Here is a 15,898-nt window from a genome sequence, read left to right on the forward strand (position 1 = left end):
GATTCTGGTTGTCTGTGGTTGGGGGAGCCGCAAAAAAGCACAGCTTTCTGCAAATCCTCGCTTTAGAAGCGGGAATACCCTGCGGTAATATAACCCATCTTCATCGAGATGCGGTCTGTCGCCTCGATCAATATGGCCGACAGCTCGGCTTCCCTGCGGGACAAATCCATCTCCGACAGCGGCCCGGAGATGCTGATGCCGCCGATCACCTGCCCGGACCGGCCTCTGACCGGTGCCGCAATGCAAGCTCTCCCTAGCGCCAGCTCCTCGTTTTCGATGGCGTAACCCCGCTTGCGGACCTGGTCCAATTGAAGCAGCAGCTCGTCTTGAACGGTAATCGTTTTTTCGGTGTAGCCCTTCATACCTTCTTCTTCGAGAATTTGCGCCGCCTTGCCAGGATCTGCGAAAGCAAGCAGCACTTTACCGATTCCCGTGCAATGAAGCGGATTGCGGCGGCCGATCATCGTAAACATACGCGGCGATTTATGGCTGTCGACATGCGCCAGGTAAAACATTTGCCCGCCGTTCAAAATCGCCAGATTTGCGCCGAGCCCCAGTTTTCGTTCTAGCTCATGCAGCTCGGGCAGCGCTTGCTTGCGAATTTCATAATGATTAAGGGCGATGCCGCCCAGCGATATAATTTCCGGGCCGAGCCGGTAAAAGCCGGTCAGCTCGTCTTTTTCCACATAACCAAGCGTCACCATCGTGGTGAGCAGCCTTGATACGTTGCTTTGCGTTAAATTCAGCTTTTTGGCAAAATCTATGCCCCTGAGTTCCGGCTGCTCGTCGGAAAAGCAGGATAAGATCCCGAGCGCTCTAGTCACGCTTTGCGTAAGCATTGTAGCGGTTTGTTCCTGTTTCAAAATACCACTCCTTCATATCGAGGCCGCTAAAAAAGTGAACGCTGCATGTGCGAATCATTCTTACGATCGCTCATTGTCCCCGAATTTCTTGAATCGTACCCGCTTGTGGCATTTGAAATTCAGGGACAAAGGCGAACGCTGACGCTTCTCCAGAATGATTTCGCCCACTCCGCTACTTTTTTCGATGCCTCTTCATATCTCTCCTGTCCTTATATTGCAACAGCGGGCAGGATGCCGCGAAGACCGTACGGACATTTGTCTATAATGTCATTGTATAATCATCCGATACGATATTCAATTTTATTATTGAATTATGTCTTATCGTATTATACAATCAATTTGCACATTATGAAATACAATTATCGAAAAGCGGGTGAAGTCAATGAAAATTGAAAGCATTGAAGTGTATCCGTTAAAAATCCGGAAAGGCCCCGTCTACCTGGGCAATTCCAGCGGGTTAAGACAGGATAACGATTATTATATCCGGCCGGAGTACCGCTCCATTTATTCCCGCAACCTGGAAACCTTGCTGGTGAAGATCACCACGGACAGCGGTATTTACGGCTGGGGCGAGGCGCTTGCGCCGGTCGGTCCCGAGGTGACGGGAGAAATCATCAACCGGCTGTTTGCCCCATTCTTAATCGGCATGGATCCTAGAAACATCGACGTCATTTGGAACAGACTGTACGATTCGATGCGGGAACGCGGTTATTTCTCGGGATTTATGGTCGACGCCATTACAGCGGTCGACGTTGCGCTCTGGGACATTCTTGGGAAATCCGTCGGATTGCCCGTCTATCAACTGCTCGGCGGAGCTTACCGGAAAGAAATTCCCGCTTACGTCTCCGGCATCCCGCGGGAAACGAAGGAAGAACGCATCCAGCTCGCCCTGGAATGGAAGGCCAAAGGTTTCCAAGCGATCAAGCTGCACCTCGGCTACGGCGTCCATGAGGATGCGGAAGTCGCAACTTATATGAGAGAAGCGCTAGGGGAACGGTTCCGGCTGATGGTCGACGCCCACTGGCAATATTCGGTGCCGGAGGCGATTCAGCTTGGCCGGCGTCTGGAGAAGCTTGGCATCGAGTTTCTGGAAGCGCCGACAGCGCCGGAAGATGTGGACGGAACAGCGGAAATCGCTCGAGCCCTCGATATGGCGGTCGCCATCGGCGAAGCGAAGCGCACCCGCTACCAGTTCAAGGACCGCCTGCTAAAGAGAGCCGCGGATATCCTGCAGCCGGACGTCGGGCGCACCGGTATTACCGAGATGAGAAAAATCGCCAATTTGGCGGAATCGTTTAATATTCCGATCGCTCCACACTTAAGCGTCGGACAAGGGATTTGCATCGCGGCCACCTTGCATAACAGCGCCTCGATTTCCAATTTCCTGATTCTCGAATACCAGCCGACGGTCATGGAAGTGGCCAATACGCTGCTGAAGGAACCGATCGTTTGCGAGAACGGCTATTATAAAGTGCCCGAAGGCCCCGGCCTTGGCGTCGACATCAACGAAGATAAGCTGCGCGAGCTGATGAGCGAGTAGATTCGAACCATCATCCATCATTTTAACTATGCGGAGGGACATAACATGAGTAAAACGGACGTGAAACTCGAGGGAATATATCCGATTTTGGCTACACCTTTTAAGGACAATGGAGAGGTCGACGAAAACAGCCTGCGTGAGCTGGTTCGTTTCCAGCTGCACGCGAAGGTGGACGGCATCGCCTTGTTTGGAATGGCCAGCGAAATGTACACGCTGCTGGACGAGGAAAAAGCACGGATCGCGGAAATCGTCGTTGACGAAGTGAAAGGCCGGGTGCCGCTTGTATTCGGAAGTGGTCATACCGGGCTGGAAACCGCCGTTCAATTGAGCAAGAAAGCGGAAAAGCAAGGCGCCGACGCGCTGATGGTGCTGCCGCCTTATATGGCTAAGCCGGACGGAACAAGACTTTACGACTATTTTGCCGCGATTGCCAAAGCGGTTACGATTCCGATCATGATCCAAGATGCGCCGCTGGCGAGCGGAGTGAATATGCCGGCGCCGCTGCTGGCCCGTTTGTCCAAGGAGTTCGAGAACATCTCTTACGTCAAAGTAGAAGCCCCGCCTACCTCGCTTAAAGTGACGGACGTGCTGCAGCAATCGGACGGACGTTTGACCGTATTCGGCGGCATGAACGGGATGTATTTCTACGAGGAATTGGGCAGAGGCGCCGTTGGCACGATGCCTGCCTGCGAATTCCCCGAAGTATGCGTCAAAATTTATCAGGCGTTTAAAGCCGGCGATCTCGATACCGCGCGCAGAACATTTTATCAATATTTGCCGTTTATGAGAATCGGCACGATCCCCGGCTTTGCGATGTCGGTACATAAGGAAGTGCTAAAAGCGGGCGGTGTCATCGAATCCGCTTATGTCCGCAATCCGAACGCGCCGATGGATGATCTGCTGCGCCGCGAAGTGATGGATACGCTGAAGGATCTTGATTTGCTTGCGCTCCGCTGGAGAGAAGCGAGAAACGAGAGGCAATAAGCGCTTAGCATGAGCGCGTATGGAAGCAGCCCTGTCATTTGAGACTTTATCTCGAATGCAGGGCTGCTTTTTTGCAGCTATCAGATGCGGTGTGCCGCTGGTTAAACGAATATCCGGCTAGCTCAATGCCGGGGGGAAAGTTTTTATCGGCACTTAAGCCCACCGCTCGCTTTCGAATCTCTATTCGAAGATTCGGATATCCTTCACTTTCACATAACCGTTATCCGTCGAATAAAACCGGACTTTACTTGTTGTCACTGGAGTAAATGTCTGCAGCACTTTGGTGCTCGTATTGCCGGTGACCGAGGTACCCGGAATATCGACCCAAGCCGTGCCATTCCATGACTGCAGCTTGAAATTCGAAACCGCCTCGTTTGCCCCTTTACCGGTTGTAATCTCCGCGCTTTTGATCGTATAGTTCTGCCCCAAATCAATCGCAAGCCAATGCGGCCCGCTTGTATTGGCGCTGAGCCAGCGCGATTCGTCCGCCGAGATGCCGTCCACCGCATTCGCCGCAGCGTAGGTGCTGTAGGTGGAGTCGACGGTGACCGCTTTTTTCAGCGCGACGTTCGGACTGGTTCCGGCAACATAATGCGTCTTCATCTTTGTCGCCATATTTTGCTGCCATGCGATCATATCGGTCTTCAGCTGCGCGTCGGTGCGTGTGCCTGTTCTGAGGTCGGCCATAAATTTATCATATTCGTCAAACGCCCAGTTTTCGATGTCAAACGTGTAGTTTTGAATGCCGCCTTCAGCGTAATAATTGCTTGTCGAGCCGACCAAAGCAACCGTGTTGATCGTATGGTCCACGTTTCGCCCGCCGCTGTAGCCGACCGCGTCATCATTCGTGTAATCGTACACAAGGTGGCGCTTGGCATTGATAGCCAAATACATGTCGTTCAGCTCGCTCGGAATCGTACCGGTATAAGGGAACAACGGCACAAAAATACCTACCGTCGGCTCGCCCAAATTAACCCACATCGTCGTCAGCTTGCCGCCGTAAGGATCGCCGATTTTAGTCCCGACCAGTACGGTGCCGAATGTCGAGACGAAACGGTTGATATGCCAGCCGGTCGGCTTCTGATCGCCGGGCAGCTCGCCGATATTTTTATTCAGCGTCTCCAGGTAATTATCCGATCCGAGCGCGTAGGAGCCTACATTTTTATGGATGAAATAACGGTAATCTTTCTTATACGGATCGTCCAGACGGATGCCTGTGCGGGTATGGCGCTTCACCGCGCTCGTGGAAAATTCCCAGTCATGAATGCCGTCCGGCGTATATACCGTGTTAACGACGTTGGTGTCTTCGTCCTGCGAATACGGATCGGTTTCCGTCAGCACGGTTGTTGTCTGCTGATCGACGAAATAAGGAAAACCGTTCGATTTCGTCCAGTTCACTTTGCTAAAATTGTTGCGCCAGTCGTAGCCGCTGTATGCGCCGTCAGCCGGATTGGCCGCATCCTTGTCATCGGTATGAGCAGCCGTGTAATAACCGTTGGCATCCTGCACATATTCCTGCTTGATGTTGTCTCTTGTAAAGCTGTCTCCGTCAAATTCAAAAACCGCGGCATTGCCGCTGCGGTCAAATACGCTAATCATGGCCGATGTGTTCCGCGCAAAGCTGCCGTGAAATCCGCCGCCATTGTTTGTATCGCGCAAAATTTGCTCGACCTCGTCCACCGTCTCCGCCCGCGACAAAATGACATGGTTCAAATACCCGCCCGACATGCCGTTCGTCAAATCTTGCGAAACCGCAAAGCCGTGATCGGTTGCGAATTCGGAAGACAACGTGTGGCCCGCCACCTGCACCAAGCCAAGCCCTTTGTCGTTGGAGCCCGCCCATGGGATCGTCGTGTTCGTCACCGGATCGACGCCGGAATCGCCATGAGCGGTCACACCCATGTAGCTGAAACGCGCCGTGTAGCGGTCGCCGCTGCCAAACGAACTGTTATCCGCGGTAAAATAATACGGATACACTTGCCAGCCGTCCGGTGAGGACCAATGATCGCGATTTTTGAACGCCACCGGCCTTCCATCGATTGTGGAATTTCCCGTGCTGACCGCCATGCTGGATGCCGACACGTAATCTTCCGCCGGCAGCAGCACCGCAGCCGCTACCGAAAATGCCATTAACTTTACAACCCATTTCTTCATTGCCCCGCCTCCCAAAATTGTGATTTTGACGCCATTACGCCAGAAACGCTTTTGTGTCGGATGCCTGGTTGTTTGCGTATATGCCGGACTGGAAAACATGTCCCGCTTCTTCCATAGTAAAAAATGGACGGTCAATTTCAATCGACAATAATTTACTTGAGCCCGGCTTACCTCCATAAACGGACCAGTAGGCTTATCGGAGAAAGCCCAGCGTCATCCTGAAATGCTAAAAATAACCACATTTTTTTAAGGCGCAACAAAAAATGACGGTCACCGGACCGCCATTTTTTGACTCGTATGAAACAAGCGTCAATTCTAATAATTACCCGCCAATTAGCGGCGAATCGTACATTTGCCTTTACGGCGGGGATCGGCGATACCATGCACGGCTCCCTGCTCGCCAAGCACCATGCCGTGAATGCCGCCGTACCGGATCGGCACCGGATGGTATTGCAGCCGGTAGCCCATGCGCAGCAGCTTGGTTTTGTCCGCTTCCGCCAAATCTTCCTCCAGGTAGATCAGCCGCTCATCGGAATAAAACCGCGGCAGCCGCACCGCTTCTTCAAGGCTTACGCCGTTTTGCAGGAAACGGACAAGCAAGCGGGTCAAAATCGTCGGCACCCGATTGCCCCCTGACGAACCCAGCGTAAAAAACGGCTTCCCTTGTTGAAACAACATCGTCGGCGAAACGTAGCTGTGCGGTCTTTTGCCCGGCTCCGCCTTATTGGGCGAACCGGCGTCCGATGAGAAATTGCGCATCTGGTTGTTCAGGAAAAAGCCGCGTACATACACCCCGGAACCAAAAAAGTCGCTAACCGTATTCGTCACCGAAGCGACAACCCCCGCCCGATCGACAACGACAAAATGCGTCGTGCTGTTGTAGTCTCGCGGCGTTTCCACAGGAGCGTCGGCAAGCCGGTGAGGGCTTAAATTCCGCGCCAGACGCAAAGCGTAGTCCGACATTGTCATCTCTGCCGAAGGAACATGTACGAACGCCGGGTCGCCCATCACCAGCTTGCGGTCGTCGAAACATGTCTTGATGATGTCCGCAGTCAAGTGCACAAACTCAGCGCTTTGCTCCGCATAGCTGCTCAGCTTCACATACTCCGCCATTTGCAGCGCCTGAATGATCGTAATTCCGGCCAGCGGGGCCGGCGAACCTACGACGTCATACCCGGCAAAACGCCCGTATACCGGTGTTCGCTCCAGCATTTTATAATCCTTGAGGTCGGTTAACGACATCCCTTCGACAAGACGCACGATCTCCTCGGCCAGCGCCCCCTCGTAAAAATACCGCGAGCCTTGAAGCGCAATGTGCCGCAGCGTTTCCGCAAGCTCCGGCTGAACGAGCAGCGAACCCGCCTTCAGCGGCTCCCCGTCCGGGAAAAAATGCGGCATCGCCGAACGGTTCAAGTAAGCTACCGTCGTCAGCTGATACTCCAGAATATCGCTAGTGACAAAACCTTGTTCCGCGATCTCTATGGCCGGCTGGAGCAGTTCGCTCCACGGCAGGCTGCCCAGCTTGCGGTGCATTTCCTCCATGCCCCTGACAAAACCGCAGACGCCGATCTCCTTCGGCGAAACGATGCCCGAAGCCGGCAGCACTTCCCTATAGTCGAAAAAACGCGGATCTCCCGCTGCTGCGTCATACAGCATCGTCGCCCCGCCGCCGCCGACGCCGGAAGCGTAAGGCTCAACGACCCCCAGCGCAAACGAAACGGCGACCACGGCGTCAACCGCGTTGCCGCCTTGTTCTAAAATACGTATTCCTGCGTCTGTAGCAAGCGGATGCGCCGCGCTGACCCCGTACGATCCTTGGTTTGTGCAGTTCATGTAATGTCACTTCCTCCTTTATACGTTCGATCGCTCCGGCGAGCCCGTCGATAAGCTTGGCGAACGATCCAATGTCGGTGCGCGGACTGCGGTATTTGCCGTTAATTTCGACTTGCACGCACTGGATATTCAGATGTTTTGCGGTATAAGCGGTAACCGTACCCGCACCGGCGGCGGCAAACGTATCGTTCCAGCGTACGTCAGGCAATCCGCCGTTATGCAGCTGTTCAAGCAAAATAGCCGCCGCAGGTTCGCGCAGCGTCTTGCCATATTGGGTGCCGAGGTCGATGTCGAATTCCCGGGCGCTGGAGGCGCCGTGCAGATCGATCACCAGCCGTATCCCATGCTTTTGCGCGAGCTTCGCCAGCTCGGTTTTGTACACGCCGCCAAGCACAAAATTCGGGTCTTCGTCGTACAGCTTGGTCGTGTACATCAGATGGCAGTCGGTCAAACTTTTGAGCATAAGCCCGAGCGCCCCGGTATATTCATCCATCTCCTTGACACGCTCTTCCCGCCAATGGTTGACGGTATGCGGGCACGATACGAGGATCGGGCAGCTTCCCGGCTGGTAGGCGTACACGGTGCGTCCCAGCATGTTCCCATTATAGTCGTTCAGCGCAAAAGGCGCCTCCAGCGCTTCCGCCCACGCCAGAAGCTGCTCCTGCTCGGGGGTCAGTTCCACCGGATCGGTCGGCGGCTCAATCGAGTCGACCGGTTCCGCGGACTGTGCCGGTTCCATGAGTACACCGGGTTCCGCCGGTTCTATCCCCTGCTCCGCTAGGTCGGCCGGTTCCTCCCATTGCTCAAGCGCCGGATCGCCCGGCTCAGCCAACTCCGCAATCTGCTCAGTTTCGCTGTCCGCCGAATCCGGCGCAAGTCCGTCCGGCCGCTGTTCCTCATCAGATGAGCCACCGGACAGCCCCCGCGATAACGGCTCAGCTTTCCGTTCTTTCGTATCTCCGCCACTCGACGGCTCCGACCCTTGCTCTGTCATCTCGATTGACTCAACCGGTTCTGCGGACTGCATCCTTACTGCCGGCTCCGCCATCACTCCACCTACAGCCGCCTCGCTTTCCTGTCCGAGCTCCCGTTTAAGCGAGCACATGCAGCATACCTCCCTGTTCCAGCGGATAATGGCAGGCAGCCATATGGCCGGGCGCCAGCTCAGCCAGCTGCGGCTCCTCCGTGCGGCACCGTTCCGTCGCGTAAGGACAGCGCGGATGAAAACGGCAGCCGGACGGCGGGTCAATCGCACTTGGCAGATCGCCCTCCAGCAGCGCCGTTTTCTTCGCTCCGCGAAGGGACGGATCGGGGATCGGCACGGCCGCGAGCAGGCTTTCCGTATACGGATGGGCGGTCCGCTCCATCAGCTGTGCGGTTGGCGCGATTTCCACCACCTTGCCGAGATACATCACCGCGATATGATCGCTTATATGTTTCACCGCCGGAATGCCGTGTGCGATAAACACATAAGTCAGCTTGTATTCCTGCTTCAGCTTGGCCAGCAAATTCAGAATTTGCGCTTGGATCGACACATCAAGCGCGGACACGGGCTCGTCGCAGACAATCAGCTTCGGCTTCAGCGCGAGCGCCCGGGCGATGCCGATCCGCTGCCGCTGGCCGCCGCTGAATTCGTGAGGATATCGGCTTGCATACGAAGCATCCAGCCCCACCGCCTGCAATAACGCGCCGACCTGCTCCTTCAGCTCGCGCCGCTGCACGGTCCCGTGAGTTGTCAGCGGTTCAGCGATCAGATCGGACACCCGCATACGCGGGTTCAGCGATGAGAAAGGATCCTGGAACACCATCTGAAACTCAGCCCGCTTACGCCGCAGCGGCTCGCCCTTCAGCGTGTTCAAGTCCACGCCCTCAAACAGCACCTCGCCCGCGGTAGGATCCAGCAGCCGCAAAATCAAATTGCCCAGCGTCGATTTGCCGCAGCCCGACTCTCCGACGATGCCCAGCGTTTCCCCTGCGTAGATGCGCAGGTCGATGCCGTCCACCGCCTTCAGCTGCTTTTTTGCTCCAAACCACGATTCGCCGCCGATATCAAAATATTTTTTGACCCCTTTAAGCTCCAGCAGCGCCTGCCGCTCTCCCCGAATGCTCGTCATCCGCTCGCCGCCTCCTTTACCTCATCATAAAGCCAGCATGCGACTTCCTCCCGGGCTGATAAACGTGTCGTCCGGGGCGGAATCTGCCGGCATATATCCGTGGCATTGGGGCAGCGCGGATGGAAACGGCAGCCGGACGGCAGCCGCAGCGGGTTCGGGACCGAACCTTCGATGCTCTCGAGCTGCTCGGACAACTTATGAATTTTCGGCGTGCTATTCAGCAACCCGCGCGTATAAGGATGCTTCGGAGCGGCAAACAGGGTCATCACGTCCGCTTGCTCCACAATTTGCCCGGCATACATGACCATTACGCGGTCGGCGACTTCCGCCACCACCCCAAGATCATGCGTGATCAGTAGAATCGTCGTGTCGTTTAATTCCTTCAGCGATTTCAAAATGTTTAAAATTTGCGCCTGGATCGTCACATCCAGCGCCGTTGTCGGCTCGTCGGCGATAATCAGCTTGGGCCGGCAGGCGATCGCCATTGCGATCATAACCCGCTGCCGCATCCCCCCGCTTAATGCGTGCGGGAACGAGTGGTACACCCGGTCCGGGTGCGGGATGCCGACCTGCTTCAGCAGCTCGATTACCCGCTGTTTGGCGGCGTCTTTGCCGATCGCTTCGTGGATCAGAATCGTCTCCCGGATCTGATAACCGACGGTAAACACCGGGTTCAGCGACGTCAGCGGCTCTTGAAAAATCATCGCAACATTGTTGCCGCGGATGCGCCGCATATCTTTTTTGGACAACTTCAGCAGATCGGTTCCTTCAAATTCGATGCGGCCGCTGACCACTTTACCGGAAGCGCCAAGCAGCCCCATGATCGATAGCGAGGTCACGCTTTTCCCGCAGCCGGACTCCCCGACGATGGCTACCGTTTCACCGCGGCCGACGGTAAAGGAAACGTCGTCCACCGACGTCACCACACCGTGATCCGTGAAGAAGCAGGTTTTTAGATGTTCCACTTTCAGCAGCGCCTGTTGCTCCATCGTCTATTCACTCCTTTGCGTATTTCTGGCCTTGGGCGCGCGGATCAAGCAGATCGCGCAGCCAATCGCCGAGCATGATGATCCCCAGCACCGTCAAGGTGATAGCCGCCCCCGGAAACGTCGCCACCCACCAGCTTGTCGTCAAATACGTGCGGCCCGAGCTGAGCATGCCGCCCCACGAAACGGCGGGCGGTTGAATGCCAAGCCCCAGAAAGCTCAGCGACGCCTCAGCGATAATTGTGCTCGCCACATTCAGCGTTGCGATAACGATAAAAGACGAAAACACATTAGGCAGCAGATGGCGGATCATAATCATCCGGTCCTTCACACCGATCGAACGGGCCGCTTTGACAAACTCCCGTTCCTTGATGCTGAGCACCTCCCCGCGGGTAACGCGGGCGTAAGAAACCCAGTTTGTAATGCCCAGCACGACAATCAGCGTAGTCATACTCGGACCCAGCACACCAAGCACAACCAATGTGAACAAGATATGCGGGATTGCCAGGAAAGAATCGACCAGCCTCATCAGCACATTGTCGATGAATCCTCCATAAAACCCGGAGATCAGCCCCAAAGCAAGGCCGATCGCCCCCGCCACGACAACGGCGCTGGTGCCTACCAGCAAGGAGACACGCGAGCCGTAGATGATGCGGCTTAACATATCCCTGCCCAAATTGTCGGTACCCAAAATGTGCTCGCTGCTGCCGCCGATCAGCCAAGCCGGCGGCTTCAAGATCGCCGAAGGATTGATTTTGGCCGGATCGTAAGGAGCGAGCCATGGAGCAAATACCGCAATCAGCACCAGCACGCTGACGATAACGATGCCGACAGTGCCCGTCTTACTGCGAAGCAAAAGCGATGTCCCACGCGTTAAGCTCATTGTTTTCATATGAATCGCTCTTTCTTTCGTTTTTTGACCTACTGATACTTGATTCTCGGGTCCAGCCATTTATACACAATATCCGCAAGCAGGTTGGAGATGATAACGACCAGCGTAATGACACACACTGCTGCTTCGACGATCGCCATATCCTTGCGGCTTAGCGCCTGCACCAGCAGCTGCCCCAGCCCCGGCCAAGAAAAAACCGTTTCCGTAATCAACGCGCCGCCAATCAGCGCCGAAGCCTGCATCGCGATAATGGTCACCACCGGAATCAGCGCATTCCGAAAAGCGTGCCTGTAAATAACCAGCGTCTCGATAAGCCCTTTGCTGCGTGCGGTGCGGATATAATCCTGCTGCAATATTTCCAGCATGGCCGAGCGGATGAGCCGGGTGATTTGCGCGGCCACGCCAAATCCTAACGTAACGGCGGGAAGCACCAGATGAGACAACGTGCCTCTCCCCGAAACCGGCAGCAGATGAAGATTGACGGAAAATAGCAAAATCAGCATAATTCCGAACCAGAAGTTCGGCATCGCCTTGCCCAGCACCGACACGCCGCTGATGATGACGTCCAGCCATTTGTTTTTATGGGTGGCCGACCAGATGCCAAACGGCACCCCGATGACGATAGCGACGCCCATCGAGGCGGCGGCCAGTTCAAAAGTCGCCGGCAGCCGTTCCAGCACAAACGGCAGCGCCTCCTGCCCGTAATAATACGACTTGCCGAAGTTGCCGTGCAGCATGCCCCACACAAACGAGGCATATTGGACGTAAAACGGCCGGTCCAATTGAAGCGCTTCCCGCAGCGCCGCACGGTCGACTTCCGTCGCATTGTCGGGCAGCATCAGCAGCACCGGATCGCCGGTCAAAAACAGCAGGGCAAAAACGATAAAGGTGATGATAAAAAGCACCGGAATAATTTGCAGCAATCTTCTGGCAATGTAACGTTTCATGATACCTCCCCGCAGCGCAAGCGGCTGCTTGCGCGTCAAAACGCATGTGTCCCTTAAACAAGATGTCTCTAGGGTGCAAAAAGGACCGGGTAGGATAACCCGGCCCATTTTGAAAAATGAAATCTTTCAGCCCGCACGAAAAGCTTCCTCGTAAGACACAATTGCGCTTCGTTGAAAATTCTTCGAGCGGAAGCTTTTCTTGCTTGTTATGTCCGAAACCGCTTATTTTTTCGTAATTTCCGGCACGTACAACATCTCGTCGGTTCGTGGCTTGAAGTTGATCGTCTTTTTAACGCCGTACAAGCCCTGCTCCGAATACAAGTAGATATGCGGACGCTCATCGGCGACGATTTTTTGAATGCGCTGATATTGAGCCGTCCGGTCTTTCGGATTCATGTTGACCAGCGCCGCCTTCAGCAGATCGTCGACTTCTTTATTGCTGTAATCAAGCTCCGTTTTCGCCTTCTCCGTGCGGTATACGTCAAGCGCCGTATCGGCATCGAACAGCGAGTTCCCGTAGGAAGCCAGGAACAACTCTTTGTTTTTGCCGGCAGCCCGCATTTCCGTAAATTTCGTCCGTTCCATCAGCTCCAGGTTCACCTTGATGCCGACTTCGCCCAGCATCGCCTGAATCATCTCGGACACTTCTTTATCCTTCGTATAGACTCCGGTCGGCGAAGACAAGGTGATGGTCAAGCCGCTGCCGTAACCTGCTTCCTTCAGAAGCTGCTTGGCTTTTTCCGGGTCGTACAGGGAAGTGTTGAACAGTGACGGATCGGCGCCGAAGTTGCCCGGCGTAACGCGAGTGCGGGTCGGCGTCGCATAACCGCCAAGCACCGTATCGGCAAGCGCCTTTTTATTGATCGCCAGATCGATCGCTTCGCGCACTTTCGGGTCGGCCGTCGGCAGCCCTTTCGTATTGCGGACCGCAAGCAAGCCGACACGGTTGGAGGTCGCTTTGATCGCCTGCGTTTTATCCTGCGCATTAACGACATTGACCATATTGGACGGGACGTTGACGATCAGGTCCACCCCCCCGGCCAGCAATTCGTTGACACGGCTGGAGTCTTCGGGAATTTTGCGGAATACGACACGGTCCCAATCTTTAACCCGGCCTTCAAAATAGTTCTCATACGCTTCCAGCACAACGCGGTCGTCGCGCACCCATTCGACAAATTTGAAAGGCCCCGAGCCGACCGGTTTGGCAAGGAAGTTGTCGAAGCCGTTTTTCTCGATATAGGCCTTGGGTAGTATGCCCGAACCAATCCGGGACAAGCGGTTGAGCAGCGCGGGCTGCGGCCCGTCGGTCAATATTTGGAAGTTAGCGTCATCGATAATTTTCACTTCTTTAATCTGCTTGTAATTCGGGTTTTCCTTAAGCGCTTTATCTTTAGCCACCCGTTCCAGCGTATACTTCACGTCGGCGGACGTTAACGGATCGCCGTTATGAAAGGTAATGCCTTTTTTCAGCTTAAATTCCCATGTCGTATCGTCGACCACCTTGTAGCTGTCCACGAGATCCGGCTTAATCTCCAGATCGGAGTTGCGTTTAAACAAGTAGCTGAACATATTGATGTGGATCGCTTCGGTCAAAATCGTATTGTGGTTGTGGATATCAAACGAAACCATATCCGTTGGCATTCCAATCGTCAGTATCCGGCTGCCCTTGTCGGCGGCCTTGTCCGGGGTGGCGGGCGAGGCACTTGGCGTTTCCGCAGGTTTGCCGCCGCTGCAGCCGGCGAGTACGACAATCGCGCAGATCAGCATCAGCAGGCTGCGCAGTCCTAATTTATTTTTCGTATGGAGCAATGTAGTTCCCCCTTATTTAAAATATGATTGCAAGTAATTCAAAGCGCCTTGCGCCAGCATCGCCGACCCGATCGGGAGCGCTTCCTCGTCCAGATCGAACAGCGGATGATGCAGCGGATGCACGAACCCTTTCTCTTCGTTGCGCACGCCAAGCCGAAAAAACAGCCCTGGCACCTGCTCCGCATAATAGGCAAAATCTTCCCCGCCCATCGAAGGCTTAAGCTGAAGCGGCGTGCTTCCAAGCACATCGCTGACGGTTTGCTCCAACAACGGGATTAAAGCCGCATCGTTTACGACCGAAGGATAGCCGTTCCAATAATTCAGGCTGTAGCTGGCGCCAAAGCTATCGCATACGCCTTTGACGATCCTCTCGACGAGGCCTGGAACGGCGGCTTGCGTCGCACGGTCCAACGTGCGCACCGTCGCCTCCAGTGTGACGGAAGGGGCGATCACGTTGCGCGTGTAACCTCCGGTTATTTTACCGATCGTTACGACAATCGGCGAAAGCGGGTCCGTCATCCGGCTGGCGATGTGCTGTAGGGCGGTAATGACCTGTGCGGTCACCGCGATAGCATCGACCGTTTGATGCGGATGAGCCGCATGACCGCCTTTCCCGTGGATGACCAGATCGAACCGGTCCGAAAAAGCGGTGCAGGCGCCGGGGCATATGCCAATTGTGCCAACCGTCAGGCTTGGGTACACGTGCAGACCGATAACCGCATCGACCTTGGGCTGCTCAAGCACCCCGTCCGCAACCATCGCTTTCGCCCCCGCCAAACCTTCTTCGGCCGGCTGGAAGATCAGCTTGACGCTGCCGCGGGCAATACCGCGCTCCTTTAGCAGCGCAGCGGCTCCAAGCAGCATCGTCGTATGTGCGTCGTGGCCGCATAGATGGGCTTTGCCGGGAACTTGCGAAGCGTAACCGGCGGTTTTCTCATCCTGAATCGGCAGCGCGTCCATATCGGCTCGCAGCATGACCGTCGGGCCATCCTCATTTCCTCTTATCAGTGCTACAACACCGGTTTTGGCAATGGTGTGAATCTCGCTTATGCCCATTGCATGCAGTCTCTCTTTGACGAATGCGCTCGTCCGATGTTCTTCGAATCCGAGCTCCGGATGCCGATGAAGGTCTCTCCGCCATTCGATCAGCTGCTCCTTCAGCCGTCCGGCTTTTGACAAAAGGCTTTCCAAACTTACGCCCCCCTGCTGATAAAGTGTATCACCGGTTGATGAAATCATCTTAAAATGGTTCATTTCATGCGGCAACTGTCAATAATTTACCGCTACCCAGCCGTCGCCGCATCATTGCACAAAACCGCCATTTCTTTAGGCTTCAAGCGGTCCGACCGTCATTTTTTTCACATGAAAAATCGGGCAGAAAAAAAATGACGGAAGGCTGTGCAGCCCGTTGCAGCGGGATTCGGGGCCAGCGCCTCAATGTTGTCAGGATTAGCGATAAATGGCTGGTATTCAAATCGCGTATAGGTTGCGTTAGCGCAATCATATCGGGTTCATATAGTAAACCGAAAACATAACATGCTTGAAGGCAGCAAATGAAGCGATTAAACTAGATTAAAGTTGGTCTTGGCTAACTGTCTGTAACGGGCATCCTCGTCGCTATGGTTAGCCTTATGCGTACGAACGTCACGTTCCAACGCTAACGGACAGGCGCGCCGCTATTTGGCCAAGAAATCGAGGTTTGCTTCTTTGACGGACAGGAGAGCCTTTATTTACCCAAAAAACAGGAAAAACCGCGATAGTAGGCCGAATAAGAGC

12 protein-coding genes are annotated in these 15,898 nt (G+C 54.9%); 2 read left to right on the forward strand and 10 right to left on the reverse strand.

From position 1 onward, the window contains the following. Nucleotides 1–62 precede the first annotated feature (62 nt). Nucleotides 63–863, reverse strand: a complete 801-nt coding sequence (locus EYB31_RS05680) for an IclR family transcriptional regulator (protein WP_131012316.1) — start codon at nucleotides 861–863, stop codon at nucleotides 63–65. Nucleotides 864–1,245: 382 nt separating this feature from the next. On the opposite strand from EYB31_RS05680, the gene EYB31_RS05685 reads away from it, so the two are divergent. After that, complete coding sequence (locus EYB31_RS05685) at nucleotides 1,246–2,403, forward strand: mandelate racemase/muconate lactonizing enzyme family protein (protein WP_131012317.1); 1,158 nt, start codon at nucleotides 1,246–1,248, stop codon at nucleotides 2,401–2,403. 45 nt (nucleotides 2,404–2,448) lie between these two features. After that, the gene (locus EYB31_RS05690) at nucleotides 2,449–3,387 is read left to right on the forward strand and encodes a dihydrodipicolinate synthase family protein (RefSeq protein WP_131012318.1); all 939 of its coding nucleotides are present in this window, start codon (nucleotides 2,449–2,451) and stop codon (nucleotides 3,385–3,387) included. A gap of 180 nt (nucleotides 3,388–3,567) precedes the next feature. On the opposite strand, the gene EYB31_RS05695 is transcribed toward EYB31_RS05690, so the two are convergent. The 9 genes from EYB31_RS05695 to EYB31_RS05735 form a co-directional block, all read right to left on the reverse strand. Continuing rightward, a complete protein-coding gene (locus EYB31_RS05695) occupies nucleotides 3,568–5,541 on the reverse strand; it encodes a discoidin domain-containing protein (protein WP_165452235.1) in 1,974 nt (657 codons plus the stop codon). 333 nt (nucleotides 5,542–5,874) lie between these two features. Continuing rightward, nucleotides 5,875–7,374, reverse strand: a complete 1,500-nt coding sequence (locus EYB31_RS05700; protein ID WP_131012320.1) for a gamma-glutamyltransferase family protein — start codon at nucleotides 7,372–7,374, stop codon at nucleotides 5,875–5,877. After that, nucleotides 7,274–8,479 (reverse strand): N-formylglutamate amidohydrolase, encoded by a 1,206-nt coding sequence (locus EYB31_RS05705; RefSeq protein ID WP_131012321.1) that lies wholly within the window; start codon nucleotides 8,477–8,479, stop codon nucleotides 7,274–7,276. The genes EYB31_RS05700 and EYB31_RS05705 overlap by 101 nt, the downstream gene beginning before the upstream one ends. After that, a complete protein-coding gene (locus EYB31_RS05710) occupies nucleotides 8,466–9,488 on the reverse strand; it encodes an ABC transporter ATP-binding protein (RefSeq protein WP_131012322.1) in 1,023 nt (340 codons plus the stop codon). Before EYB31_RS05710 ends, EYB31_RS05705 begins: the two co-directional genes overlap by 14 nt. Next, a complete protein-coding gene (locus EYB31_RS05715; protein WP_131012323.1) occupies nucleotides 9,485–10,477 on the reverse strand; it encodes an ABC transporter ATP-binding protein in 993 nt (330 codons plus the stop codon). The genes EYB31_RS05710 and EYB31_RS05715 overlap by 4 nt, the downstream gene beginning before the upstream one ends. Before the next feature lie 7 nt (nucleotides 10,478–10,484). Further along, nucleotides 10,485–11,357: an ABC transporter permease gene (locus tag EYB31_RS05720; protein ID WP_240762092.1), complete on the reverse strand. Its 873-nt coding sequence runs from the start codon at nucleotides 11,355–11,357 to the stop codon at nucleotides 10,485–10,487. A 38-nt stretch (nucleotides 11,358–11,395) separates the two neighbouring features. After that, a complete protein-coding gene (locus EYB31_RS05725; RefSeq protein WP_131012325.1) occupies nucleotides 11,396–12,313 on the reverse strand; it encodes an ABC transporter permease in 918 nt (305 codons plus the stop codon). A 222-nt stretch (nucleotides 12,314–12,535) separates the two neighbouring features. Beyond that, entirely contained in the window at nucleotides 12,536–14,122 is a 1,587-nt protein-coding gene (locus EYB31_RS05730; RefSeq protein WP_240762095.1) for an ABC transporter substrate-binding protein, read from the reverse strand. Nucleotides 14,123–14,134: 12 nt separating this feature from the next. Then, nucleotides 14,135–15,313, reverse strand: coding sequence for a M20 metallopeptidase family protein (locus EYB31_RS05735; protein ID WP_240762097.1), 1,179 nt, complete (start codon nucleotides 15,311–15,313; stop codon nucleotides 14,135–14,137). Between the last annotated feature and the right edge of the window lie 585 nt (nucleotides 15,314–15,898).

The sequence above is a fragment of the Paenibacillus thalictri genome, assembly GCF_004307995.1.
Taxonomy (GTDB): domain Bacteria; phylum Bacillota; class Bacilli; order Paenibacillales; family NBRC-103111; genus Paenibacillus_AF; species Paenibacillus_AF thalictri.

Coding starts and splice junctions, on each gene's coding strand:
- EYB31_RS05685 (WP_131012317.1), top strand. CDS start 1,246: ATGAAAATTGAAAGCATTGAAGTGTATCCGTTAAAAATCCGGAAAGGC.
- EYB31_RS05715 (WP_131012323.1), bottom strand. CDS start 10,477: ATGGAGCAACAGGCGCTGCTGAAAGTGGAACATCTAAAAACCTGCTTC.
- EYB31_RS05710 (WP_131012322.1), bottom strand. CDS start 9,488: ATGACGAGCATTCGGGGAGAGCGGCAGGCGCTGCTGGAGCTTAAAGGG.
- EYB31_RS05725 (WP_131012325.1), bottom strand. CDS start 12,313: ATGAAACGTTACATTGCCAGAAGATTGCTGCAAATTATTCCGGTGCTT.
- EYB31_RS05695 (WP_165452235.1), bottom strand. CDS start 5,541: ATGAAGAAATGGGTTGTAAAGTTAATGGCATTTTCGGTAGCGGCTGCG.
- EYB31_RS05690 (WP_131012318.1), top strand. CDS start 2,449: ATGAGTAAAACGGACGTGAAACTCGAGGGAATATATCCGATTTTGGCT.
- EYB31_RS05705 (WP_131012321.1), bottom strand. CDS start 8,479: ATGTGCTCGCTTAAACGGGAGCTCGGACAGGAAAGCGAGGCGGCTGTA.
- EYB31_RS05700 (WP_131012320.1), bottom strand. CDS start 7,374: ATGAACTGCACAAACCAAGGATCGTACGGGGTCAGCGCGGCGCATCCG.
- EYB31_RS05720 (WP_240762092.1), bottom strand. CDS start 11,357: ATGAGCTTAACGCGTGGGACATCGCTTTTGCTTCGCAGTAAGACGGGC.